Raw genomic sequence first — 23,127 nt, forward strand, 5'->3', positions numbered from 1 at the left:
GCTGAGCAGCACATGTCCACCCTGGAGATCCGCGACCTGCACGTCAGCGTCGCGACCGACGACCCGGCCGCCCCCCGCAAGGAGATCCTGCGCGGCGTCGACCTCACCGTCCGCTCGGGCGAGACGCACGCGATCATGGGCCCCAACGGCTCTGGCAAGTCGACCCTGTCCTACGCCATCGCCGGGCACCCCAAGTACGAGGTCACCTCCGGCACCATCACCCTCGACGGCGAGGACGTCCTCGCGATGACCGTCGACGAGCGCGCACGGGCCGGCCTGTTCCTGGCCATGCAGTACCCGGTCGAGGTGCCGGGTGTGTCCATGACCAACTTCCTCCGCACGGCGGCCACCGCCACCCGCGGCGAGGCCCCCAAGCTCCGGCTGTGGGTCAAGGAGGTCAAGAGCGCGATGGCTGACCTGGACATCGACGCAGCCTTCGGCGAGCGCTCGGTGAACGAGGGCTTCTCGGGCGGCGAGAAGAAGCGGCACGAGATCCTGCAGCTCTCGCTGCTGAAGCCGAAGATCGCGATCCTCGACGAGACCGACTCGGGCCTGGACGTCGACGCGCTGCGCATCGTCAGCGAGGGCGTAAACCGCTACAAGGCCGACAACGACGGCGGTGTCCTGCTCATCACGCACTACACCCGGATCCTGCAGCACATCACCCCGGACCACGTGCACGTGTTCTCGGGCGGTCGCATCGTCGAGTCCGGTGGCGCCGAGCTGGCCGACGAGCTGGAGAAGAACGGCTACGTGCGGTTCACCGACGCCGACAAGGCCGAGGCCGCTGCGGCAGCGGTCTGACGTGTCCACCACCACGGAGCGACCCGGGGTCGTGGGCGGGGGCATCGACGTCGATCGCCTGCGCTCGGACTTCCCGATCCTGGGTCGTACCGTCCGCGACGGGAAGCCGCTGGTCTACCTCGACTCCGGCGCCACCTCGCAGCGACCGCTCCAGGTCCTCGACGCGGAGCGCGACTTCCTGCTGACGTGCAACGCAGCCGTTCACCGGGGGGCCCACCAGCTCGCCGAGGAGGCCACCGACGCCTACGAGTCGGCCCGCGAGCGCATCGCGGCCTTCCTCGGCGCGGTGGCCGACGAGGTCGTGTTCACCAAGAACGCCACCGAGGCGCTCAACCTGGTGGCCTTCACGCTGGGGGACTCGCGATTCCCCGGCGGTCCGGTGGGTCCCGGGGACGAGATCGTGGTCACCGAGCTCGAGCACCACGCGAACCTGGTGCCGTGGCAGGAGCTGTGCCGACGCACCGGGGCCACCCTGAGGTGGTACGGGGTCACCGACGAGGGCCGGCTCGACCTCGACTCCCTCGAGCTCGGCGAGCGCACCCGGGTTGTCGCCTTCGCCCACCAGTCCAACGTGCTGGGTACCGTGCTGCCCGTGGCCGAGCTCGTGGCGCGGGCCCGGGCCGTGGGTGCGCTCGTCGTGCTCGACGCGTGCCAGTCGGTGCCGCACATGCCCGTCGACCTGCACGCCCTGGACGTGGACTTCGCGGCGTTCTCCGGGCACAAGATGCTCGGGCCGACCGGCGTCGGCGTCCTGTACGGCCGCGCCGAGCTGCTCGGTGCCATGCCGCCGTTCCTGACCGGCGGCTCGATGATCGAGACGGTGGAGATGGCGGCGTCCACCTACGCTCCTGCCCCGCAGCGCTTCGAGGCGGGCGTGCCGATGGCGTCGCAGGTGGTGGGGCTCGGTGCCGCCGTGGACTACCTCTCCGCGCTGGGGATGGACGCCGTGGCCGCGCACGAGCACGAGCTCACCGTCGCCGCGCTCGACCAGCTCTCCGCCCTGGCCGGGGTGCGCATCGTGGGTCCGGCCGACGGTACCGACCGCGGGGGAGCGGTGGCCTTCGTCGTGGACGGGGTGCACGCGCACGACGTGGGTCAGGTCCTCGACGACGAGGGGGTGGCCGTGCGGGTGGGCCACCACTGCGCCTGGCCGTTGCACAAGCGGATGGGCGTGGCCGCGTCCGTGCGGGCCAGCTTCGCCGTCTACAACACCCTCGCCGAGGTCGACGCCCTCGTGGCGGCCGTCCAGCAGGCGCAGCGGTTCTTCGAGGTCCTGCCGGACGGGCGGTCCTGAGCGCCGTGCAGATGCAGCAGATGTACCAGCAGGTGATCCTGGACCACTACAAGCACCCGCACGGGCGTGGGCTCCGCGAGGCGGACCCCGGCGCGCTCACGGCGCAGGTGCACCACGTGAATCCCACCTGTGGGGACGAGGTCACCCTCCGGGTGGTGCTCTCCCCGGACGGGACCACCGTGCTCGACGTGTCCTACGACGGGCAGGGCTGCTCGATCAGCCAGGCGGCCACCTCGGTGCTCACCGACCTCGTCACGGGGGTGCCGGTCGAGGATGCTCTGACCACGCTGGACGCGTTCAGCTCCATGGTGACGAGCAAGGGCACCGTGACCGGGGACGAGGACGTGCTCGGCGACGGGATCGCCTTCGCCGGAGTCTCGAAGTACCCCGCCAGGGTCAAGTGCGCCCTGCTCGGCTGGCTCGCCTTCAAGGCGGCCCTCGCGGACGCCACCGTCCCCACCGCAGACCAGAGCTCGACGACAGGAGACGCACGATGAGCGAGACCACGACCGATCCCCGGACCGGGCCCACGGAGGCCTCGGACCCCCGCACCGGGCGCACGGAGACCTCGGACCCCCGCACCGGGCGCACGGAGACCTCGGACCCCCGCACCGGGCGCACGGCGGCCGACCTCGACGCCGCCACCCCCGCGACCACCGTCGAGCTCCCCAGCTTCGACGACCTCGAGGAGGCGATGCGCGACGTGGTCGACCCCGAGCTGGGCATCAACGTCGTCGACCTCGGCCTGGTCTACGACCTGCGCATCGACGAGACGCGCATCGTCACCATCGACATGACGCTGACCTCGGCGGCGTGCCCGCTGACCGACGTCATCGAGGAGCAGGCCCGCGCGGCGCTCACGACGGACGGCCTCGCTGCCGACATCAAGATCAACTGGGTGTGGATGCCGCCGTGGGGCCCGGACAAGATCACCGAGGACGGCCGCGAGCAGCTCCGAGCCCTGGGCTTCACCGTCTGATCCGGGCGAGCCGTCCGGACCTCGGTGGCCCGACGTCCCGCGCACCCGTGGTCGTCCACCTGACGCGACCTCGGCTCAGCTCCCGCCGGGAGCGCGCGGCGTCGCGCGGGTCCCGACCCCCACGGCTCGGGTCAGCAGCGCGGTGCGCAGCGGCCCCGAGAGGTGCGGCAGCAGCGCGGTCATCGCCGCCGCGGTGCGGCCCGGGTGGGCGCGGTCGCTGAGGTAGGACCGCTGGTGGTGCGCGGGCAGGTCGAGGAACGCGGCGAAGAACTGCGGCACCTGCTCCGGGGCCAGACCCAGCAGGACCTCGAGGCCCCGTCGTCGCAAGCCGTGCACCACCCGGGCACCGGCGGGCCACAGCACGTCCTGCACCGCCCGCGCGGGGTCGTCCTCCCGTGCGGCCGCGGCGATCTCGGGGGCCAGCCGCAACGACGCCGCCACGCTGTAGCCGGTGGCGGGGTGCACCAGCGGGGCAGCCGCTCCGAGCCGCGGCGCCGTCGGAGCTCCGCCGAGCCACTCGGCGCGCGGCAGCGGGGTGTCCAGGGCGAAGCGGACCCGCTCCACCGGTTCGTCGCCGCGGAGCTCCACGTCGTGCCGGGCCAGCCGGACCTCCAGGCGCCGGCGCAGCTCACCGGTGCCGAGAGCGGGGCGCCCCGCCAGGCAGGTCTCCTCCAGCAGGACCCGGTCACCGCCCAGAGGCAGCGCGTAGAGGAAGCTGGGCGCGGCCCGTGGGTCGTCGGCGGGGCGCCAGTCCATGAACAGTGCCTCGGCCCCGTCGAGCAGGCGCTCGGCGCGGCCGGCGTCCACCACGACTCCGTGTGCCGTCTGCTGCGCCCGCCCCGCCACGGGCGCTCCCCGCGCGTCGAGCACCAGCCGGGCCCGCAGGACCTCGCCGTCGGCGCACTCCACCCGTCGGGCCCCGTCGGTGCGCTGCACCCGAACGGCCCGCCCTGCGCGAACCCGCGCACCCGCCAGGTCCAGCCCGTCCTGCAGCGCCGCGGTGTCCAGCACCGTGTAGGCCCGACCCAGCTCGTGACGACGGGTCGTCCACGCCACCGGGCGCTCGAGACGCACCGCGGCCGGGAGCCCCGGCGCGAGCTCGTCGGACCACGCTCCGTAGGTGGCCGTCCACCGCCGGTGGGGAGCGGGGTCGAGGGCCAGCACGTCGAGGCCGGCGCGGACGCAGGACGCGGTGGTCGCCCGCCCGGCGGGGCCGAGCCCGAGCACGACCACGTCGGCCCAGGTCGTCATCGGGTGATCCCACCACGGGGCAGCCGGAGGGGCTCCGTGAGGGGGAGCGGCCCTACTGTGGGCCCGTGCCCACCTCGCCGCAGCGTCCCAGCGCCGGTGAGGGTGTGCTCCTGCGCGGTGACGCCCACGCCGGACTGTCGGCGGTGGCCGATGCGGTGCTGGGCTCGAGCCCGCGCCGCGAGCTGTTCCTGCTCGACGTGGGCCAGGACCCGTCCGAGGTCGACCAGGGTCCCGTCGACGTGGTGTGGTCCGGTCCGGACGACGTCTCCCGGCTGCACCGCGCCGGCGAGCTCGGGGCAGCCCTGCGTGCGGCCCGGGCCCGGCTGCGGGCCGGTGGCCTGGTCCTGCTGCCCGCCCCCGAGCCGGCGGAGCTGAAGGCCCTGCACGCGGTGGCCCCGGTCGCCGTGCAGCTCGGCGTCGACGGTTCGGCCGGTCCGGTCGGGGTGTGGGACTTCACGGCGGGCGGGTCGCGCAGCTACTCCTGCCACGTGCTCGACCTGCAGCGCACGGACGATCAGTGGTCCGTCCAGGCGGGGGTCACCACCTGGTTCGAGGTGCCCACCGGGGCGACGCTGCGCACGGAGCTGGTCACGGCCGGTTTCCAGGGCGCCCAGCGACTGCCCGCCGCGGAGGCAGGCACGAGCTGTGCGGTGTGGGCGGCCGTCGCCCCGTCCTCCGTGCCACCGGACCGGGCCTGACCGTGGCCCGGGGCCGCGAGCTGGCCGGCGGCGGTCGCGCCGTGGAGGTGGAGCCCGGTCGACTGGAGCGCTTCTGCGCCGGGGTGGTCCAGCGCCACGGCCCGGTGGTCGGCACGCTGGTGCGATCCGGCTTCGTGCTGCTGACCACCGCCGATGGCTCGACCGCGGAGCTGGTCCCCGTCGTGGGTGGCCTGGACCCGGCCGAGCACGAGGGCCTGCACCTCGACGAGCTCGTCGACCACCTCGCCCGCCCGTGGCGCGTGGGCCTGCTGCTGGTACGAGCGGGCGGGCACACCGCCGGGGTTGCCGTGGACGGTGCCGTGCTCACCAGCTCCACCGACCACCGACACGTCCAGGGCCGCAGCGCGGCGGGTGGCTGGTCCCAGCAGCGCTTCGCCCGCCGACGGGCCGGGCAGACCCGTTCGGCCCTGGAGCAGGCCACGGAGACGGCGGTGCGGGCACTGCGGGATGCGGAGCTCGACGTGCTGGTCACCGGCGGTGACCGGGCGAGCGTGGCGACGGTGCTCGCCGATCCCCGGCTCGCCGGGCTGGCGCCGCTGCTCAGCCCGCGGTGGCTCGACGTGGGGGAGCCCCGACGGGTCACCCTCGACCTGGCCGCCGCACGCGCGCACTGCCTGGAGGTGCTGCTGCGCGGCTGAGCACGCCGGGGTTCTGCTCCGCGGCTGAAGGCGCTAGAGGCCGCCGGTGGAGAGGATCCCGCCGTCCACGCGCACGCAGTCGCCGGTGATCCAGGACGCGGCGTCGGAGACGAGGAAGCCCACCAGCTGGGCCACGTCCTCGGGGGCGCCGAGGCGCTTCATCGGGTACGGCCGGGCCGTCGCCTCCTCGTCCGCGCTGTAGAGCGCCTCGGCGAAGCGGGTCTTCACCACGGCCGGGGCCACGGCGTTCACCCGGATCGACGGCCCGAGCTGCCACGCCAGCTCCTCGGTCAGCCGGATCAGGGCCGCCTTCGACGCTCCGTAGGCGGAGATGACGCCCGAGGAGCGGATGCCCGCGACGCTGGCCAGGTTCACGACCGCGCCACCGTGCTCACCCATCCAGGCCTTGTAGGCCTCCTGCACGAAGCCCAGGGCCGCCACCACGTTGACGTCGAAGATCTTGCGGACACCGTCGAGGTCGGCGTCCATCAGCGGGCCGTAGACCGGGTTGATCCCCGTGTTGTTGACCAGGATGTCGACGGCACCGAACGTGGCCAGCGTCCGGTGGACCACGTCGTGGCGGGACGCGGCGTCCCCGGCGTTCCCGGCCACGGCGAGCACCCGGTCGGTGGCACCGCCGGCCCCGGCGGCGAGCTCGGCCGCGGCCGCCTCCAGCTCGGGCTGCTTGCGCGCGGAGATGGTCACGCTGGCGCCGCGGGACAGCAGCTCGGCCGCGATCGCCAGGCCGATGCCGCGGCTCGCGCCGGTGACGATCGCCACGCGGCCGGTGAGATCGTGCAGGGCGGTGAGGTCGCGCGGGGCGGCGGCGTCGCGCGGGGCGGAGTCAGGGGTGCTCATGCCGGGGACGGTACCGAGCCCCGCGCCGCACGTGTGACGGGGATCGCTCGGCGGGGTGCGGCGCCGGTCGACGGTAGACTCGACACCTGGACCGCGCAGGAACCTCCTGCCGCCGCCCGGGCGCACCGCAGCGCAGGGGGAGTCCGCGAACCTGCTGGGAGCACCGCCGTGATCACCGCGACCGACCTCGAGCTGCGCGCCGGCGCCCGGACCCTGGTGTCCGCACCCGGACCGGCGCTGCGCATCCAGGCGGGCGACCGGATCGGGCTGGTGGGACGCAACGGTGCCGGCAAGACGACGACCATGAGGGTGCTCGCCGGCGAGGGTGAGCCGTACGCCGGGGCCATCCTGCGGTCGGGCGAGCTGGGGTACCTGCCGCAGGACCCGCGCGAGGGCGACCTCACCATCAGTGCCAAGGACCGGGTGCTCTCGGCCCGCGGGCTGGACGTGCTGCTGCGGGACATGGAGAAGCAGCAGGTCGTGATGGCCGAGGTGGTGGGCGCGGCCGAGCAGGACAGGGCCGTGCGCCGCTACGGCGTGCTCGAGGACGAGTTCTCCAACCTCGGCGGGTACTCCGCGGAGAGCGAGGCGGCCCGCATCTGCAACAACCTCGGCCTCGACGACCGGGTGCTCGCCCAGCAGCTGCAGACGCTCTCCGGCGGGCAGCGCCGCCGCGTCGAGCTCGGTCGCATCCTGTTCGCCGCCTCCGACGGAAGCGGCGGCCGCTCCGGCACCATGCTGCTGCTCGACGAGCCGACCAACCACCTCGACGCGGACTCCATCACCTGGCTGCGGGGGTTCCTGCAGACCCACGAGGGCGGCCTCGTGGTGATCAGCCACGACGTGGACCTGCTGGCCGACGTCGTCAACCGGGTGTGGTTCCTCGACGCGGTCCGGGGCGAGGTCGACGTCTACAACATGACGTGGAAGCGCTACCTCGACGCACGGTCGACCGACGAGCAGCGTCGCCGCCGCGAGCGGGCGAACGCCGAGAAGAAGGCGGGCGTGCTGAAGGCCCAGGCCGCCAAGATGGGCGCCAAGGCCACCAAGGCCGTGGCCGCGCAGAACATGGCCAAGCGGGCCGACAAGCTGCTCGCCGGGCTCGACGAGGTGCGGGTCAGCGACAAGGTCGCCCGCATCCGCTTCCCGGAACCGGCACCCTGCGGCAAGACCCCGCTCATGGCCGAGGGCCTCACCAAGGTCTACGGCTCCCTCGAGATCTTCAGCGGGGTGGACCTGGCCATCGACAAGGGCAGCCGCGTGGTGGTGCTCGGCTTCAACGGCGCCGGCAAGACCACGCTGCTGCGCCTGCTGGCCGGCACCGAGAAGCCCGACAGCGGTCGGCTGGTCCCGGGGCACGGGCTCAAGCTCGGCTACTTCGCCCAGGAGCACGAGACCCTCGACCACAGCGCCACGGTGTGGGAGAACATCCGGCACGCTGCGCCCGACGGCGGCGACCAGCAGCTGCGCAGCCTGCTCGGTGCCTTCCTGTTCACCGGCGACCAGCTCGACCAGCCTGCCGGCACCCTCTCCGGGGGCGAGAAGACCCGACTGGCGCTGGCTGGTCTGGTGTCCTCGGCCGCCAACGTCCTGCTGCTCGACGAGCCCACCAACAACCTCGACCCCGTCTCGCGGGAGCAGGTCCTCGACGCGCTGCGCAGCTACGCCGGGGCCGTGGTGCTCGTCACCCACGACCCGGGCGCGGTGGAGGCCCTCGAGCCCGAGCGCGTGATCCTGCTGCCGGACGGCAACGAGGACCACTGGTCGGCCGACTACATCGAGATCGTGCAGCTCGCCTGACCTGCTTGACCGGTCAAGCACCCGTCATGATCGAACCGACCGCGCCCCCTCCGTCGAAGGCTCGTTGACCGACCAGAAGCACCGGTCGCACCCGTCGTCTCGCAGAGGAGCTCCGCATGGAACTGACCAAGGGCACCAGGATCACCGGCGACACCCGGACCGAGCTCGCCAGCGACCTCCGCAGCAAGTACGAGAAGGGCGCCAGCATCCGGGCCCTCGCCGAATCCACGGGTCGGTCCTACGGCTTCGTCCACCGCGTCCTGAGCGAGTCCGACGTGCCGCTGCGCGGGCGCGGCGGCGCCACCCGCGGGGCCAAGAAGGCCTCCTGACCTCGGGCCCACCGCGGGGTGAGGCTGTCCTCACCTGCGCGGGCGGGCCCACCTGAGGGCACACTGCGGCCGTGGACAACGGCTGGATGCTGATGCGTGGAGCGATGCTCGCCAACGAGCCGCGCCAGAAGATCGGTCGGGAGACGGTGCGCCGGGTCTGGGACTTCGCCAGCCCGCACCGCCGCTCGCTGACCGCGCTGCTCGTCGTGACCGTCGCCTCGGCGGTCATCGCGGTGCTCACCCCCCTGCTGGCCGGCCGCGTCATCGACGCCGTCATCAACCGCAGCGGGCTGCGCACCGTCGTCGTCGTCGCACTCGTCATCGCCGGTCTCTCCGTCATCGACGCCGGGCTCTCGCTGGCCGAGAGGTGGCAGGCCTCCCGGATCGGTGAGGGGCTCATCCTCGACCTGCGCCGCGCGGTGTTCACCCACGTGCAGCGGATGCCCGTCGCCTTCTTCACCCGCACCCGCACCGGAGCGCTGGTCTCGCGGCTGAACAACGACGTCATCGGTGCCCAGCGCGCCTTCACGTCCACGCTGTCCGGGCTGGTCACCAACGTCATCCAGCTGGTGCTCACGGCTGTCGTCATGGCCACCCTGTCCTGGCAGGTCACGATCCTCTCGCTCGTGCTGCTCCCCGTCTTCGTCATCCCGGCCCGCCGCGTCGGGTCCCGGATGGCCGACCTGCAGCGCGAGGCGTCCGGGCTCAACGCCGGCATGGTCACGCAGATGACGGAGCGGTTCTCCGCCCCGGGCGCCACCCTGGTGAAGCTGTTCGGGCGGCCCGACGTCGAGGAGCGCGAGTTCTCCGCCCGAGCCGCCCGCGTGCGCGACATCGGGGTGCGGACCGCCATGGCCACCCGGGTCTTCCTCACCGCCCTCACGCTGGTCTCGGCGCTGGCCCAGGCCCTGGTCTACGGGCTCGGCGGCTACCTCGCCTACACCGGGCAGATCCAGGCCGGTGCCGTGGTCAGCCTGGCGCTGCTGCTCACCCGGCTCTACGGCCCGCTCACCGCGCTGGCCAGCGCGCGGGTGGACGTCATGACGGCGCTGGTGAGCTTCGAGCGCGTGTTCGAGGTGCTCGACCTGGCGCCCACCATCACCGAGAAGCCAGACGCCGTCGACGTGCCGGCCGGCCCGCTCTCGGTCGAGCTGCGCGACGTGCGCTTCTCCTACCCGTCGGCCTCCTCGGTCTCGCTCGCCTCGCTGGAGGAGGTCAGCGTGCTGGACACCCGTGGCGGCGAGGAGGTGCTGCACGGCATCTCCCTGGTGGCGCAGCCCGGCCAGCTCGTGGCGCTGGTGGGCTCGTCGGGGGCGGGCAAGTCGACGCTCGCCTCGCTGCTGGCCCGGCTGTACGACGTCGACTCCGGGGCCGTGCTGCTCGGCGGGGTGGACGTGCGTGACGTCGGGTTCGACTCGCTGCGCTCCGCCGTTGGCGTGGTCACCCAGGACGGGCACCTGTTCCACGACACCCTGGAGGCCAACCTCCGCTACGCCGACCCGGACGCCACCGACGAGCAGCTGTGGAGCGCGCTGCGCCGGGCGCGGCTGGAGCCCCTGGTCCGCTCGTTGCCCGACGGCATGGCGACGCTGGTCGGTGAGCGCGGCTACCGGCTCTCCGGCGGGGAGCGCCAGCGGCTCACCATCGCCCGGCTGCTGCTCGCCCAGCCCCGGGTGGTGGTGCTCGACGAGGCCACGGCGCACCTGGACTCCGAGTCCGAGCACGCCGTGCAGGAGGCGCTGACGGCCGCCCTGGAGGGGCGCACGGCCATCGTCATCGCCCACCGCCTCACCACGATCCGCGACGCGGACGTCATCTGCGTCGTCGAGGACGGGCGCATCGTCGAGCGCGGTGACCACGACGAGCTGCTGGCGGCGCGCGGCCGGTACGCCGAGCTGTACGAGGGCGTGTTCGAGACGACGGGCTAGGAGCCGGCGGGCTGGGAGCGCCGTCGCACGCTGTCCTCGACGAGGTCCAGCACGGGGGAGAGGTGCGCGGTGGGCAACCCCATCGCGAGGTGCGCGACGAGGCCGTCGAGGACCAGCTCGAGATAGGCGGCCAGCACGGCGGGGTCGACGTCGTCGCGCAGCTTGCCGGCCTCGCGCTGGCGGGCGAGCCGGGCGAGCGTCGCGGCGGTGAGCTCGGCCGAGCGCTGCGCCCAGCCCGCCCGGAACTCGGCGTCGGTGCGCAGCCGGCGGGAGACCTCCAGGCGGGTGCCGAGCCAGTCGTGCTGCTCGGGGTGGGCCAGCAGGTCACGCATCACCTGGACCAGCCCCTGCTCGGCGACCACGTCGGCCATCCGCTGCGCCTCCTCCAGCGCGAGGGCCAGGAACAGGCCGTCCTTGTCGCGGAAGTGGTGGAAGATCGCGCCGCGGGAGAGACCGGTGGCCTCCTCCATCCGCCGCACGGTGGCGCCCTCGTACCCGTTGCGCGCGAAGCACACCCGGGCGCCGTCGAGGATCTGGCGGCGACGGGCGTCGAGGTGGTCCTGGCTGACCTTCGGCACGGGGTCAGCATAGGCCGCCACCAAGCCGTACGTACGGCTCGGTTCCGGTGCAGGTCACCATCCCGTCACCGTCACGGACCGGCACCGGTCGGCTGTCGTGTGTAGCGTTCTCAGCAGTCTTCCCGACCCTGGAGGTGAACGCCGTGACCCGTCTCCTGCACGCCCCGGTCCCTCTCCGGGGACGCACCGAGGCCGAGGCGCACGTCGGCATGACGTGCTTCAAGCTCGGCCCACCGAGCCTCATCGGCGCCGAGCTCGAGTTCCTCGTCGCGCACCGCGAGGACCCGTCGGTCCGCCCCTCGCTGGGCGAGCTGGCGGAGGCCCTCGGTGAGCACTCCCCGCACAGCATCTCCCCGCTCTCGCCCGCCCTCCCGCTGCCCGGTGGCAGCGCCGTGACGGTGGAGCCCGGTGGACAGGTCGAGCTCTCCAGCTCCCCGTACCCCGACGCCGCCAGCCTCTGCTCCGCCCTCGTCGCCGACGTCGAGGTGCTCGGTGACCGGCTCGCCGGGCGCAACCTCCGTCCCGTGACCGCCTCGGCGGACCCCCGGCGCGAGCCCCGGCGCCTGCTCGAGCTGCCGCGCTACGACGCGATGGAGGCGTTCTTCGACCAGGTCGGCCCGTACGGGCGGCTGATGATGACCAACACCGCCGCCACCCAGGTCGCCGTCGACGCCGGGCGCGCGGGCGGCGAGGTCCGGGCGCGGTGGGCGCTGCTGCACGAGGCAGGTCCGGCGCTGGTGGCCGCGTTCGCCTGCTCACCGGTGCTGCGCGGCGCCCCCGCCGGGGCGTGGGCGTCGCAGCGGATGCGCACCTGGCTCGAGCTCGACCCGCGGCGAACCCGAGGTCCTGGTCTCGGCGGCGGGGACCCGGCTGCCGAGTACGCGCGCTGGGCGCTCGACGTGCCGCTGCTGTGCGTCCGCTCGGACGGGGACTCCTGGAGCGCCCCGGACGGAGCCACCTTCGCCGACTGGGTCGACGGTCGGCTCGATGCGGTGCTGCCGGCCCGCCCCGGCGTGGACGACCTCGAGCTCCACCTGAGCACCCTGTTCCCGCCCGTGCGGGCCTGCGGCCACCTCGAGGTGCGCTACCTCGACGCCCAGCCGGACGGGCAGTGGCGGGTGCCGGTCGCGGTGCTCGAGGCGCTGCTGTCCACTCCCACGGTCCTCGACCGCGCCCGCGCCATCGTGGCGCCGACCGTCGGGCGGTGGCGCGACGCCGCGCGCCTCGGGCTCGCCGACGACCCGCTGCGCACCGCCGGCGCCGCCGTCCTGGCCCTGGCCGCCGACCACACCGCCGACCCCGCGCTGGCCGCGCTGGTGCAGCACGCCGCAGCCCGCACCGCCGAGGGAGCCGCTCCGCGGGGGGAGACCCGATGACGACCGCATCCGGCGGGATGACCACGGAGCAGCTGCGCGAGCACGTCGCGACCACCCTGACCCGGGGACGCGAGCGCACCGCCGCGCTGATCGAGGTCGAGCCCGACGAGCTCACCGCACAGCACTCCACGCTGATGAGCCCGCTGGTGTGGGACTACGCGCACATCGGCAACCAGGAGGAGCTGTGGCTCGTCCGCGACGTGGGCGGCCGCGACCCCGTGCGCCAGGACATCGACCAGATGTACGACGCCTTCCTGAACACCCGCGCCAGCCGGGTCGCCCTGCCGCTGCTCGACCCGACCGAGGCCCGTGACTACGTGCGGACGGTGCGGGACAAGGTGTTCGAGGTGCTCGAGCGCAGCCCGCTGGCCGGGCGGCGGCTCGAGGAGGGTGGGTTCGCCTTCGGCATGGTGGCCCAGCACGAGCAGCAGCACGCCGAGACCATGCTCGCCACCCACCAGCTCCGTGCGGGCGCCGCCGTGCTGCACGCACCGCGTCCACCCGCCGCAGTTGTCCGCCTCGCGCCCGAGGTGGTGGTCCCCGCCGGCGAGTTCGTGATGGGCACCTCCACGGAGCCGTGGGCGCTGGACAACGAGCGGCCCGCGCACACCCGGAACGTCGACGGGTTCGCGATCGACACCGCCCCGGTCACCAACGGCCGCTGGCTGCAGTTCCTTCTCGACGGCGGGTACGACCGCCCCGAGCTGTGGACCACCGTCGGGTGGGCGCACCGGGTGCAGGCGGGGCTCACGGCGCCGGAGTTCTGGCAGCTCGACGGTGACGCGTGGTCGCGTCGTGCGTTCGGGGTGCTCGAGCCGCTGGTGGACGACGAGCCCGTGGTGCACGTCTGCTTCCACGAGGCGCAGGCCTACGCCCGCTGGGCCGGGCGACGGCTGCCCACCGAGGTGGAGTGGGAGAAGGCCGCGCGCCACGACCCCGCCACCGGGCGCTCGCGCCGCTGGCCGTGGGGCGACGAGGATCCGACGGCGGAGCACGCCAACCTCGGCCAGCGGCACCTGCGCCCGGCACCCGTGGGTGCCTACCCGGCCGGGGCGTCCGCCCTGGGCGTGCACCAGCTCGCCGGGGACGTGTGGGAGTGGTGCGACTCCGGGTTCACCCCGCACCCGGGGTTCGAGGTGTTCCCCTACGAAGAGTACTCCAAGGTGTTCTTCGGTGGCGACTACGCGGTGCTGCGCGGCGGCTCGTTCGGCACCGACGAGGTGGCCGCGCGGGGAACGTTCCGCAACTGGGACCACCCGGTGCGCCGGCAGATCTTCACCGGACTCCGCACGGCGCGCGACCTCACCGCGGCAGAGCGGGGCTGAGCGCGCGCGTGTGCCGTCACCTGGCGTACCTCGGTCCACCGTGCTCGGTGGGCGAGCTGCTGGCCCGCGGGCCGCACTCCCTGCAGTCGCAGGGCTGGGCACCCCGGGACATGCGCGGCGGCGGAACCGTCAACGCCGACGGCTACGGCGCCGCGTGGTGGGTGGACGGCGCGCCCGTGCGCTACCGGACGGCGCGCCCGGTCTGGAACGACGAGGCCGGGGCTGCCGTGCTGGGCTCGGCCCGCTCGGGCGCCGTGCTGGCGGCGGTGCGCTCGGCGACGGTCGGCATGCCCGTGGTGCACACCGCCAACGCGCCGTTCACCGACGGCCGCTGGGCGTTCAGCCACAACGGCACGGTGCGCGGCTGGCCCGGCTCGCTGGCCCGGCTGGCGGCCGAGCTACCCATCACCGACGTGCTGACCCTCGACGCGCCCACCGACTCCGCGCTGCTGTGGGCGACGGTCAGGGCCAGGCTGGACTCCGACGACCCGGCGGACGTGCTCGCCGAGCTGGTGCGTTCGGTGGGGGCCTCCGCGCCGGAGTCCCGGCTCAACCTGCTCCTCACCGACGGCGAGCAGGTCGTGGCCACCACCTGGTACCACTCGCTGTCCGTGCTCGTCACCGAGGACGCGGTGCTGGTGGCGTCCGAGCCGCACGACGACGACCCGGCCTGGCGACCGGTGCCCGACCACAGCCTGGTGACCGCCCGACCCGGACACGTCGCCGTCACGCCGCTCGACCCCTGACCTCCCGAACCCTGACCTCCCGAACCCCACCCTGAACGAGGAGCCATGACCGCACCGACGCTGGACGTCCACCTCTCACCCGATGACGCCGGGGTGGCGCTGCGCGAGGACGCGCGCGACGGCCTCACCGCGACCGACAAGTGGCTGGCACCCAAGTGGTTCTACGACGCCCGGGGCAGCGACCTGTTCGAGGACATCACGCGGCTGCCCGAGTACTACCCCACCCGCACCGAGAAGGCGCTGCTGCAGGCCCACGCGGGCGACATCGCCCGGGCCTCCGGGGCGGACACGCTGGTCGAGCTCGGCTCCGGGTCGTCGGAGAAGACGCGGCTGCTGCTGGACGCCCTGCGCGACGGGGGGACCCTGCGGCGGTACGTGCCGCAGGACGTCTCGCAGTCCGCGCTCGAGGCGGCGGCCCGCGAGGTCGCGCGGGAGTACCCGGAGATCCAGGTGCACGGCGTGGTCGGGGACTTCACCCGCCACCTCGGCGAGCTGCCGGGTGGCGACCACCGGCTGCTCGCGTTCCTCGGCGGCACGCTGGGCAACCTCATCCCCGCCGAGCGGGCCGACTTCCTGGCCAGCGTCCGCGCGACGCTGGTGGCGGGCGAGCACCTGCTGCTGGGGGTGGGGCTGGTGATCGACCCGGCCGTGCTCGTGCCTGCCTACGACGACGCGGCGGGGGTGACGGCGGAGTTCAACCGCAACGTGCTGCACGTGCTCAACCGCGAGCTGGGGGCGGACTTCGAGCCGGAGGCCTTCGAGCACGTGGCCCGGTGGAACGCCGAGGACGAGTGGATCGAGATGCGGCTGCGCGCGAGCCGAGCCATGCACGTGCGCCTGGACTCCCTCGACCTGGAGGTGGACCTGGCCGAGGGCGAGGAGATCCGCACCGAGGTGTCGGCGAAGTTCCGGCTCGACGGGATCTCGGCGGAGCTGGAGCGGGCCGGGCTCGAGCTCACCTCGCACTGGACCGACGCCGACGACCGCTTCGCCCTGCTCCTGGCCACGGCCGTCTGACCCCAGGCTCTCACCGGTCGTTCGGGCCGCGCCCCGGGCGCGTGCGCGACCACCGCGTGGGTCCGCACGACCGCGCCCCCCGTCCCTGGTGGGACGGGGGGCGCGGGCCGGACGGCTCCGTGGTCAGGCGCTGACCATGTTCCGCAGGACGTACTGCAGGATGCCGCCGTTGCGGTAGTAGTCCGCCTCGCCCGGGGTGTCGATGCGCACGACCGCCTCGAACTCGACCTTCTCGCCGTCGGCCCTCGTCGCCGTGACGTGCACGGTCTTCGGGGTCCGGCCCTCGTTCAGCTCGGTGATCCCGGAGATGTCGAAGGTCTCCGTGCCGTCCAGGCCCAGCGAGGACGCGCTCTCGCCCGCCGGGAACTGCAGCGGCACCACGCCCATCCCGATGAGGTTTGAGCGGTGGATGCGCTCGAAGCTCTGCACGATGACGGCCTTGACGCCGAGCAGCGAGGTGCCCTTGGCCGCCCAGTCGCGCGAGGAGCCGGAGCCGTACTCCGTGCCGCCGAGCACCACCAGCGGGGTGCCCTGCGCCGCGTAGCTCTGCGCGGCGTCGTAGATGAACGCCTGCGGCGCACCGTCGACCGTGAAGTCGCGGGTGTAGCCACCGGCAACGTCCTCCAGCAGCTGGTTGCGCAGCCGGATGTTGGCGAACGTCCCGCGGATCATCACCTCGTGGTTGCCGCGGCGGGAGCCGAAGGAGTTGTAGTCCTTGCGGTCCACGCCGTGCTCGTCGAGGTACTGCGCGGCCGGGGTGCCACCCTTGATGGCGCCGGCGGGGGAGATGTGGTCGGTGGTGACCGAGTCGCCCAGCAGGGCCAGCACCCGGGCACCCGAGATGTCCTGCACCGGAGCGGGCTCCGCGGCCATCCCGTCGAAGTAGGGGGGCTTGCGGACGTAGGTGGACTCGCTGTCCCAGGCGAAGGTGTTGCCGTCCGGGGTGGGCAGCGCCCTCCAGCGCTCGTCCCCCGCGAACACGTCGGCGTAGTCCTTGACGAACATGTCCTGGGTGATGGCGTCCTCGATCGTCGCCTGGATCTCGCCCGCGGACGGCCAGATGTCGGCGAGGAACACGTCCTTGCCGTCGGTGTCCTGGCCCAGCGGCTCGGTCTCGAAGTCGAAGTCCATCGTCCCGGCCAGGGCGTAGGCGATGACCAGGGGCGGCGAGGCCAGGTAGTTCATCTTGACGTCCGGGTTGATGCGGCCCTCGAAGTTGCGGTTGCCCGAGAGCACCGCCGCCACCGACAGGTCGTTCTCGTTGATCGCGGCGGAGATCTCCTCGGCCAGCGGCCCGGAGTTGCCGATGCACGTGGTGCAGCCGTAGCCCACCAGGTGGTAGCCCAGCTTCTCCAGGTACGGCCACATGCCGGCCTTGTCGTAGTAGTCGGTGACGACCTGCGAGCCCGGTGCCATCGACGTCTTGACCCACGGCTTGACGGCCAGGCCCTTGTCGACGGCGTTGCGGGCGAGCAGGGCCGCGCCGAGCATCACCGAGGGGTTCGACGTGTTGGTGCAGCTGGTGATCGAGGCGATGACGACCGCACCGTGGTCGAGCTCGGTGGTGGTGCCGTCGGAGAGGGTCACGCTGACCCGGTTGTGGGCGCGGTCGCGCGACTCCGGGCTCTCGACCGGGGCCTGGCCCGCGGGCTGGGCACCGCCGATCTCGGTCCCGGCGGCGTCGCTGCCCGGGAAGGTGCCCGCGAGCTCCGCCGAGACCGGGGCGCTGACGTAGTCGACCAGCGTGCCGCGGAAGCTCTCCTTGCTCTCGCTCAGCGAGATGCGGTCCTGCGGACGCTTCGGGCCGGCGATCGAGGGGACGACGGTGGAGAGGTCCAGCTCGAGGTACTCCGAGTACGTCGCCTCGCGCTCCGGGTCGTGCCAGAGGCCCTGCTCCTTGGCGTAGGCCTCCACCAGGGCCACCGAGGACTCGCTGCGCCCGGTCAGGCGCAGGTAGCGGGTGGTCTCCTCGTCGATCGGGAACATCGCCGCGGTGGAGCCGAACTCGGGGCTCATGTTGCCGATGGTGGCGCGGTTGGCCAGCGGGACGCTCGCGACGCCCGCTCCGTAGAACTCGACGAACTTGCCGACGACGCCGTGGCGTCGCAGCTGCTGGGTGATGGTGAGGACGACGTCGGTGGCGGTGACGCCGGCCGGGATCTCACCGGTGAGCTTGAAGCCGACCACGCGCGGGATGAGCATGGAGACGGGCTGGCCGAGCATGGCTGCCTCGGCCTCGATGCCGCCGACGCCCCAGCCCAGCACACCGAGGCCGTTGACCATGGTGGTGTGCGAGTCGGTGCCGACGCAGGTGTCCGGGTAGGCCTGCTGGTGCCCCTCGCCGCTGTCGCGCACCATGACCGTGCGGGCCAGGTGCTCGATGTTCACCTGGTGGACGATGCCGGTGCCGGGCGGGACGACCTTGAAGTCGTCGAACGCGCTCTGGCCCCAGCGCAGGAACTGGTAGCGCTCGCCGTTGCGCTGGTACTCCAGCTCGACGTTGCGCTCGAAGGCGTCCGGGCTGCCCGCGACGTCGGCGATCACGGAGTGGTCGATGACCAGCTCGGCCGGGGCCAGCGGGTTCACCTTCTCGGGGTCGCCACCGAGGTCGGAGATCGCCTCGCGCATGGTGGCCAGGTCGACGATGCACGGCACACCGGTGAAGTCCTGCATGATCACCCGCGCCGGGGTGAACTGGATCTCGGTGTCCGGCTCCGCCTCCGGGTCCCAGGACGCCAGGGCGCGCACGTGGTCGGCGGTGGTGTTCGCACCGTCCTCGTTGCGCAGCAGGTTCTCGGTGAGCACCTTCAGGCTGTAGGGCAGCTTCTCGGCACCGGGCACGGCCGAGAGGCGGAACACCTCGTAGGAGGCATCACCGACCTCCAGGGTGCCGCGGGCGCCGAAGGAGTCCTTGCTCGTCACGTCTTCGCTCCACTCGTCGATGAGGTCTGCTGCGGACCGGTGCCGATCCTGCCGCACGCAGGCACCGCGCGGCCTGCCGCAACTCTAGCAGTACGCTTGTCCTGTTGGGCGGGTCCGGCACTGCCGACACGCGGCGACGCCGGGGCGGCGGGTCGTAGGGTCGGGCCCATGCCTGTCGACGCCCAGCTCGCCGCCCTGCTCGAGGTGCTCCCCACCACCGACATCGGCGGCGCCGTCACCGACGTCGCGACGATGCGGTCGGGGATGGCGCAGGCCGTCGCCCAGCTGCCGGTCACCGTGCAGGTCGAGGACGTGCGCGACGTCGTGGCCGACGGCGTCGCCGTGCGGGTGTACCGCCCGTCCGCCGGGGAGCCGCTGCCGCTGGTGCTGCTGGTCCACGGCGGTGGGTTCGTCATCGGCAGCGTCGACACGCACGACGGGCTGGCCCGGCGGATCGCGCGCGACGCGGGCGCCGTCGTCGTCTCCGTGGAGTACCGGCTCGCCCCGGAGCACCCGTTCCCCGCCGCGGTGGACGACTGCTGGGCGGCGCTGCGCTGGGCCGCCGCCCACGCGGACGAGCTCGGCGCGGACCCGGCCAGGGTGGCTGTGGCCGGCGACAGCGCCGGGGGCAACCTCGCGGCGGTGCTCACCCACCTGGCGCGGGGGACCAGTGGCCCCGACCTGGTGTTCCAGCTGCTGCTCTACCCCGTGACGAGCGGGCACCACGACTGGCCCAGCGTCCGCGAGAACTCCGATGCACCGGTCCTCACGCGGCGGGCGATGGAGTGGTTCGCCGCGCAGTACGCCGCCGACGGCTCGGTCCGCTCGGCTCCGGCGACCGCGGAGAGCTTCACCGGGCTGCCGGCGGCCTTCGTGGCCACCGCGGGTGCTGACCCCCTGCGCGACGACGGCGAGGCCTACGCCGAGCTGCTCCGGCGCGACGGGGTGGCGGTCCAGCAGGTGCGGTACGAGCCGCTGGTGCACGGCTTCGCGGCGTTCGACGGGATCGTGCCGGCCTGCACGGCCGCGGTCGACGAGTGCGTGGCGGCGCTGCGGGCGGCACTGCACCCCTGACGCCGGCTGTGGGTGCGGTCACTATGGTTGGGGAGCCCTTTCCCGCTGAGCCGGAGGTTGCACCGTGCGCGTCGCGCTGACCACCCAGGACTTCCTCTACCGCGCTGAAGCGGTGTGGGCCAACCGCACGGCGGTGATCGACGAGCCCGTGCAGCCCGCCGGCGCGGTCGACACCACCACCTACGGCGACCTGGGTCGGCGCATCCGCGCCTGGCAGGCAGGGCTCGACGCCCTGGGGATCGCCGAGGGGGAGCGGGTCTGCGTGGTCAGCCACAACTCCGCGCGCCTGCTCGAGCTGCTCTACGCGGTGCCCGCGAGCGGTCGCGTCTGCGTGCCGGTGAACTTCCGGCTCAGCCGCGACGAGGTCGCGTACATCGTGGAGAACAGCGGCGCGACGGTGCTGCTCGTGGACCCGGAGATCGACGAGGTGCTGGCCGACGTCACCGCCACCCACCGCTTCGTGCTGGGAGAGCAGACGGAGAACGAGCTCATGCGCTTCGACGTGGAGCCACGGCCGTGGGCGCGGCCGGACGAGGATGCCACCGCCACGATCAACTACACCTCCGGCACCACGGCGCGACCCAAGGGCGTGCAGATCACCCACCGCAACTCCTGGGTGAACGCGACGACGTTCGCGATGCACACCCGCACGTGGGAGCGCGACGTCTTCCTGCACACCCTGCCGATGTTCCACTGCAACGGCTGGGGCATGCCGTTCGCCATGGCCGGCCTCGGCGTGCCGCAGGTGGTCATCCGCAAGATCGACGGGGCCGAGATCCTGCGCCGGGTGCGCGACCACGGGGTGACCCTCATGTGCGGTGCGCCCGCGGTCTACAACGCCGTGCTCGACGCGGCCGCGACGTGGGAGGGCGAGATCCCCGGTCGGGACACCGTCCGGGTGGTCTGCGCGGGCGCACCGCCGCCCAGCCGCACCATCCAGCGGATCATCGAGGAGCTGGGCTGGGAGTTCCTGCAGATCTACGGACTCACCGAGACCTCGCCGCTGCTGACCTTCAACCGCACGCGCCCGGAGGATCTCCACCTGCCGCCCAGCGAGCGGGCCAAGCGGCTGAGCCGGGCCGGGTCACCGTCGCTGGGCACGCGGATGACGCTCAGCGACACCGGTGAGGTGCTCGTGCGGTCCAACACCGTTCTCGAGGGCTACTGGGAGAAGCCGGAGGAGACGGCCGACGCGCTCGCCGACGGCTGGTTCCACACCGGGGACGGCGGCACCATCGACCCCGACGGCAGCGAGCTCGTGATCTCCGACCGCAAGAAGGACGTCATCATCACCGGTGGGGAGAACGTCTCCTCCATCGAGGTGGAGGACGTGCTGTTCAGCCACCCGGCCGTGGCCGAGGCGGCGGTGATCGGGGTGCCGCACGAGAGGTGGGGCGAGACGATCAAGGCTCTGGTGGTGGTGGCCGACGGTGCCGTCGTCAGCGAGGCCGACCTCATCGCCCACTGCAAGGCCAAGCTGGCCGGCTACAAGGCGCCGACGTCGGTGGAGTTCCGCGAGGCCATCCCGCGCACGGCCACCGGCAAGATCCAGAAGTTCAAGCTGCGCCAGCAGTTCTGGGCCGAGACCGGTCGACAGATCGGCTAGACCTCGATCCCTGCTCCCACCGGCGGCCGTCCCTGCACCACGGGGCGGTCGCCGTCGCGCGTGGTGACGGATGGGACTCGAGGTAACAGAGTTACCGACGGTGCTGCTGGCGCTGGAGTGATTATCGTGCAAAAGTGGCGCGGCGTGTCGCCTTGACTACCCGCGAGCTGCGGGTACGACGTCGAGCCACGACAGCAGGAAGCAGCGGGCGACCACCACCCCGGTGAGCAGCAGGACCGGGGTCGGTGCGAGGAGGAGCAGCAACAGTGACCCGACCGGACCCCACCGTGCCGAACGCACTCGCACCCCGTCGGCCCGTCCGCTCGGTGCGCACCGCGCTCGGCTCCGTCGTCATCGTGGGCTCGATGCTCATGACGCTGCCGGGTACCGCCGCCGCCGTGCCGCCGCCCCCGGCCAACCCGAGCGACTCCGACCTCAGCGTGGCCTCCTCCGCCGCCACCGCGCAGGCGGGCACGGTCGGCGCGCTCATCAGCTCGCTGACCAGTGCGCAGAACCAGCTGGCCCAGCTCCAGAACGACGTCGGGCTGAAGATGGAGCTCGCGAACAAGGCGCTGGTGGACCTGCAGACCGCCCAGGACGCCGCGGATGCGGCCCTGGCCGCCAAGGCCACCGCCGACCGGCAGGTGGCCGTGGCCGGGCAGAACATCGAGACCGCGAACCGGCAGGTGGACGCCTTCGCAGCGAGCAGCTACCAGCAGGGCACCACCGTCGGCGGTCTCAGCGCGTACCTGGGGTCGGACAGCCCCGAGGACGTGCTCGCCCGGGCCCAGCTCCTCGACGCGGTCAGCGGCAGCGAGCTCGACGTGCTGAACGGGCTGCAGCGGGCCCGCACCACCGAGTCCAACGCCGCCTCCAGCGCGAAGGCCGCCCAGCTCGCCGCCGACGGCGCCGAGGCTGCGGCCACCGACGCCAAGTCGGCTGCAGACGGTGCCCGGGCCGACGCGCTGGCGGCGCAGGCCTCGCAGGTCACCCAGACCGCGCAGCTGCAGGCCCAGGAGGCCTCCGCGCAGACGCAGCTCGACGCCGCCCGGGCCAACGTCAACGGGCTCCAGGGCCAGCGTGCCGCCTTCGTGGCGTGGGACAACCAGCGCAAGGCGGAAGAGGCCGCCGCAGCGGCTGCGGCTGCGGCGGCCGCCGCAGCCGAGCAGCGGGCGGCTGCCGCCGCCGCCGCGGCCCAGCAGCGGGCGGACGCCGCGGCCCAGCAGCGGGCCGCGGACGAGGCCACCGCAGCATCGGCAGCGGCGGCGGCACGACCCAGTGCGCCCTCTCGCAGCTCCTCCTCGGGTGGCGGTTCGTCGTCGGGCGGCGGTACGTCGTCGGGCGGCGGTACGTCGTCGGGCGGCGGTACGTCGTCGGGCGGGGGGGCCTCGTCGTCGGGGGGCGGCTCCTCCTCCGGCGGCGGAGCTCCCTCCCGGGGCAGCTCGGCGCCGGCCGGTTCGTCCGTCTCGTCCGTCATCGCCCGGGCCGAGTCCCAGCTCGGGGTGCGCTACTCCTGGGGCGGCGGGGACAGCAGCGGCCCCACGGTGGGCATCCGCGACGGCGGGGTGGCCGACAGCTTCGGCGACTACCGCAGCGTCGGGTTCGACTGCTCCGGGCTGATGATCTACGCGTTCGCCGGGGTGCAGTCGCTGCCGCACTACTCCGGCTACCAGTACACCGCGGGACGGCAGGTGCCCCGCTCGCAGATGCAGGCGGGGGACATGATCTTCTACGGCAACAGTGGCATCCACCACGTGGCCCTCTACATCGGCAACGGCCAGATGATCGAGGCGCCGTACTCCGGTTCGCAGGTCCGGCTCAACACGGTCTACTACACCGACATGCTGCCGTACGTCACCCGCCTGATCGGCTGACGAGCACCG

The 23,127-nt window shown here is 73.2% G+C and carries 20 protein-coding genes; 16 read left to right on the forward strand and 4 right to left on the reverse strand.

Annotation, left to right across the window (positions count from 1 at the left end; all coding sequences use genetic code 11):
- Positions 1-12: 12 nt before the first annotated feature.
- Genes sufC through RHODO2019_RS07180 form a run of 4 tightly spaced genes read left to right on the forward strand, consistent with a single transcriptional unit; the run spans position 13 to position 3,077 of the window.
- The gene (sufC, locus tag RHODO2019_RS07165; protein ID WP_265384286.1) at positions 13-804 is read left to right on the forward strand and encodes a Fe-S cluster assembly ATPase SufC; all 792 of its coding nucleotides are present in this window, start codon (positions 13-15) and stop codon (positions 802-804) included.
- A gap of 1 nt (position 805) precedes the next feature.
- Positions 806-2,098, forward strand: coding sequence for a cysteine desulfurase (locus tag RHODO2019_RS07170; RefSeq protein WP_265384287.1), 1,293 nt, complete (start codon positions 806-808; stop codon positions 2,096-2,098).
- Positions 2,099-2,103: 5 nt separating this feature from the next.
- Positions 2,104-2,595, forward strand: coding sequence for a Fe-S cluster assembly sulfur transfer protein SufU (sufU, locus tag RHODO2019_RS07175; protein ID WP_265384288.1), 492 nt, complete (start codon positions 2,104-2,106; stop codon positions 2,593-2,595).
- Complete coding sequence (locus RHODO2019_RS07180; RefSeq protein ID WP_265384289.1) at positions 2,592-3,077, forward strand: metal-sulfur cluster assembly factor; 486 nt, start codon at positions 2,592-2,594, stop codon at positions 3,075-3,077. The genes sufU and RHODO2019_RS07180 overlap by 4 nt, the downstream gene beginning before the upstream one ends.
- 75 nt (positions 3,078-3,152) lie before the next feature.
- Here the strand turns inward: RHODO2019_RS07180 and RHODO2019_RS07185 are convergent, their stop codons facing one another.
- Entirely contained in the window at positions 3,153-4,328 is a 1,176-nt protein-coding gene (locus RHODO2019_RS07185) for a lycopene cyclase family protein (protein WP_265384290.1), read from the reverse strand.
- A 65-nt stretch (positions 4,329-4,393) separates the two neighbouring features.
- On the opposite strand from RHODO2019_RS07185, the gene RHODO2019_RS07190 reads away from it, so the two are divergent.
- Entirely contained in the window at positions 4,394-5,026 is a 633-nt protein-coding gene (locus RHODO2019_RS07190; RefSeq protein ID WP_265384291.1) for a hypothetical protein, read from the forward strand.
- Positions 4,981-5,685 (forward strand): acVLRF1 family peptidyl-tRNA hydrolase, encoded by a 705-nt coding sequence (locus RHODO2019_RS07195; RefSeq protein ID WP_265384292.1) that lies wholly within the window; start codon positions 4,981-4,983, stop codon positions 5,683-5,685. The genes RHODO2019_RS07190 and RHODO2019_RS07195 overlap by 46 nt, the downstream gene beginning before the upstream one ends.
- A 33-nt stretch (positions 5,686-5,718) precedes the next feature.
- Here the strand turns inward: RHODO2019_RS07195 and RHODO2019_RS07200 are convergent, their stop codons facing one another.
- The gene (locus tag RHODO2019_RS07200; RefSeq protein ID WP_265384293.1) at positions 5,719-6,543 is read right to left on the reverse strand and encodes an SDR family oxidoreductase; all 825 of its coding nucleotides are present in this window, start codon (positions 6,541-6,543) and stop codon (positions 5,719-5,721) included.
- Positions 6,544-6,711: 168 nt separating this feature from the next.
- On the opposite strand from RHODO2019_RS07200, the gene RHODO2019_RS07205 reads away from it, so the two are divergent.
- The 3 genes from RHODO2019_RS07205 to RHODO2019_RS07215 all read left to right on the forward strand — a co-directional run bounded on the left by RHODO2019_RS07205 (position 6,712) and on the right by RHODO2019_RS07215 (position 10,600).
- Entirely contained in the window at positions 6,712-8,343 is a 1,632-nt protein-coding gene (locus RHODO2019_RS07205; RefSeq protein ID WP_265384294.1) for an ABC-F family ATP-binding cassette domain-containing protein, read from the forward strand.
- A 116-nt stretch (positions 8,344-8,459) separates the two neighbouring features.
- Entirely contained in the window at positions 8,460-8,672 is a 213-nt protein-coding gene (locus tag RHODO2019_RS07210) for a helix-turn-helix domain-containing protein (protein WP_265384295.1), read from the forward strand.
- Between the two features lie 104 nt (positions 8,673-8,776).
- Positions 8,777-10,600 (forward strand): ABC transporter ATP-binding protein, encoded by a 1,824-nt coding sequence (locus tag RHODO2019_RS07215; protein ID WP_435532206.1) that lies wholly within the window; start codon positions 8,777-8,779, stop codon positions 10,598-10,600.
- Here RHODO2019_RS07215 and RHODO2019_RS07220 read toward each other — a convergent pair.
- Positions 10,597-11,178, reverse strand: a complete 582-nt coding sequence (locus RHODO2019_RS07220; protein ID WP_265384296.1) for a TetR/AcrR family transcriptional regulator — start codon at positions 11,176-11,178, stop codon at positions 10,597-10,599. The two genes, RHODO2019_RS07215 and RHODO2019_RS07220, sit on opposite strands and share 4 nt — an antisense overlap.
- Before the next feature lie 209 nt (positions 11,179-11,387).
- Here RHODO2019_RS07220 and egtA point away from each other — a divergent pair, with 209 nt between their 5' ends.
- The 4 genes from egtA to egtD are packed head-to-tail and all read left to right on the forward strand — an operon-like array spanning position 11,388 to position 15,642.
- The gene (gene egtA, locus RHODO2019_RS07225; protein WP_435532207.1) at positions 11,388-12,554 is read left to right on the forward strand and encodes an ergothioneine biosynthesis glutamate--cysteine ligase EgtA; all 1,167 of its coding nucleotides are present in this window, start codon (positions 11,388-11,390) and stop codon (positions 12,552-12,554) included.
- The gene (gene egtB, locus RHODO2019_RS07230; RefSeq protein WP_265384298.1) at positions 12,551-13,879 is read left to right on the forward strand and encodes an ergothioneine biosynthesis protein EgtB; all 1,329 of its coding nucleotides are present in this window, start codon (positions 12,551-12,553) and stop codon (positions 13,877-13,879) included. Before egtA ends, egtB begins: the two co-directional genes overlap by 4 nt.
- Positions 13,880-13,887: 8 nt before the next feature.
- A complete protein-coding gene (gene egtC / locus RHODO2019_RS07235) occupies positions 13,888-14,625 on the forward strand; it encodes an ergothioneine biosynthesis protein EgtC (protein WP_265384299.1) in 738 nt (245 codons plus the stop codon).
- Between the two features lie 45 nt (positions 14,626-14,670).
- Positions 14,671-15,642 (forward strand): L-histidine N(alpha)-methyltransferase, encoded by a 972-nt coding sequence (gene egtD, locus RHODO2019_RS07240; protein ID WP_265384300.1) that lies wholly within the window; start codon positions 14,671-14,673, stop codon positions 15,640-15,642.
- 123 nt (positions 15,643-15,765) lie between these two features.
- On the opposite strand, the gene RHODO2019_RS07245 is transcribed toward egtD, so the two are convergent.
- Positions 15,766-18,564, reverse strand: a complete 2,799-nt coding sequence (locus RHODO2019_RS07245) for an aconitate hydratase (protein WP_265384301.1) — start codon at positions 18,562-18,564, stop codon at positions 15,766-15,768.
- Positions 18,565-18,732: 168 nt separating this feature from the next.
- Between RHODO2019_RS07245 and RHODO2019_RS07250 the strand changes: the two genes are divergently transcribed.
- The 3 genes from RHODO2019_RS07250 to RHODO2019_RS07260 all read left to right on the forward strand — a co-directional run bounded on the left by RHODO2019_RS07250 (position 18,733) and on the right by RHODO2019_RS07260 (position 23,118).
- Entirely contained in the window at positions 18,733-19,638 is a 906-nt protein-coding gene (locus tag RHODO2019_RS07250; protein WP_265384302.1) for an alpha/beta hydrolase, read from the forward strand.
- Between the two features lie 64 nt (positions 19,639-19,702).
- Positions 19,703-21,244 (forward strand): AMP-binding protein, encoded by a 1,542-nt coding sequence (locus RHODO2019_RS07255; protein WP_265384303.1) that lies wholly within the window; start codon positions 19,703-19,705, stop codon positions 21,242-21,244.
- A 266-nt stretch (positions 21,245-21,510) separates the two neighbouring features.
- Complete coding sequence (locus tag RHODO2019_RS07260; protein ID WP_354005588.1) at positions 21,511-23,118, forward strand: NlpC/P60 family protein; 1,608 nt, start codon at positions 21,511-21,513, stop codon at positions 23,116-23,118.
- The last annotated feature ends 9 nt before the right edge of the window (positions 23,119-23,127 follow it).

Origin of the sequence: Rhodococcus antarcticus, assembly GCF_026153295.1 — a bacterium.
Taxonomy (GTDB): Bacteria; Actinomycetota; Actinomycetes; order Mycobacteriales; family Mycobacteriaceae; genus Rhodococcus_D; species Rhodococcus_D antarcticus.

What these genes read in the sequence shown, in the direction of transcription:
- RHODO2019_RS07215 (WP_435532206.1), top strand. Translation starts at nt 8,777, where the DNA reads ATGCTCGCCAACGAGCCGCGCCAGAAGATCGGTCGGGAGACGGTGCGC.
- RHODO2019_RS07185 (WP_265384290.1), bottom strand. Translation starts at nt 4,328, where the DNA reads ATGACGACCTGGGCCGACGTGGTCGTGCTCGGGCTCGGCCCCGCCGGG.
- RHODO2019_RS07180 (WP_265384289.1), top strand. Translation starts at nt 2,592, where the DNA reads ATGAGCGAGACCACGACCGATCCCCGGACCGGGCCCACGGAGGCCTCG.
- RHODO2019_RS07210 (WP_265384295.1), top strand. Translation starts at nt 8,460, where the DNA reads ATGGAACTGACCAAGGGCACCAGGATCACCGGCGACACCCGGACCGAG.
- egtD (WP_265384300.1), top strand. Translation starts at nt 14,671, where the DNA reads ATGACCGCACCGACGCTGGACGTCCACCTCTCACCCGATGACGCCGGG.
- egtA (WP_435532207.1), top strand. Translation starts at nt 11,388, where the DNA reads ATGACGTGCTTCAAGCTCGGCCCACCGAGCCTCATCGGCGCCGAGCTC.
- RHODO2019_RS07200 (WP_265384293.1), bottom strand. Translation starts at nt 6,543, where the DNA reads ATGAGCACCCCTGACTCCGCCCCGCGCGACGCCGCCGCCCCGCGCGAC.
- egtB (WP_265384298.1), top strand. Translation starts at nt 12,551, where the DNA reads ATGACGACCGCATCCGGCGGGATGACCACGGAGCAGCTGCGCGAGCAC.
- sufC (WP_265384286.1), top strand. Translation starts at nt 13, where the DNA reads ATGTCCACCCTGGAGATCCGCGACCTGCACGTCAGCGTCGCGACCGAC.
- RHODO2019_RS07250 (WP_265384302.1), top strand. Translation starts at nt 18,733, where the DNA reads ATGCCTGTCGACGCCCAGCTCGCCGCCCTGCTCGAGGTGCTCCCCACC.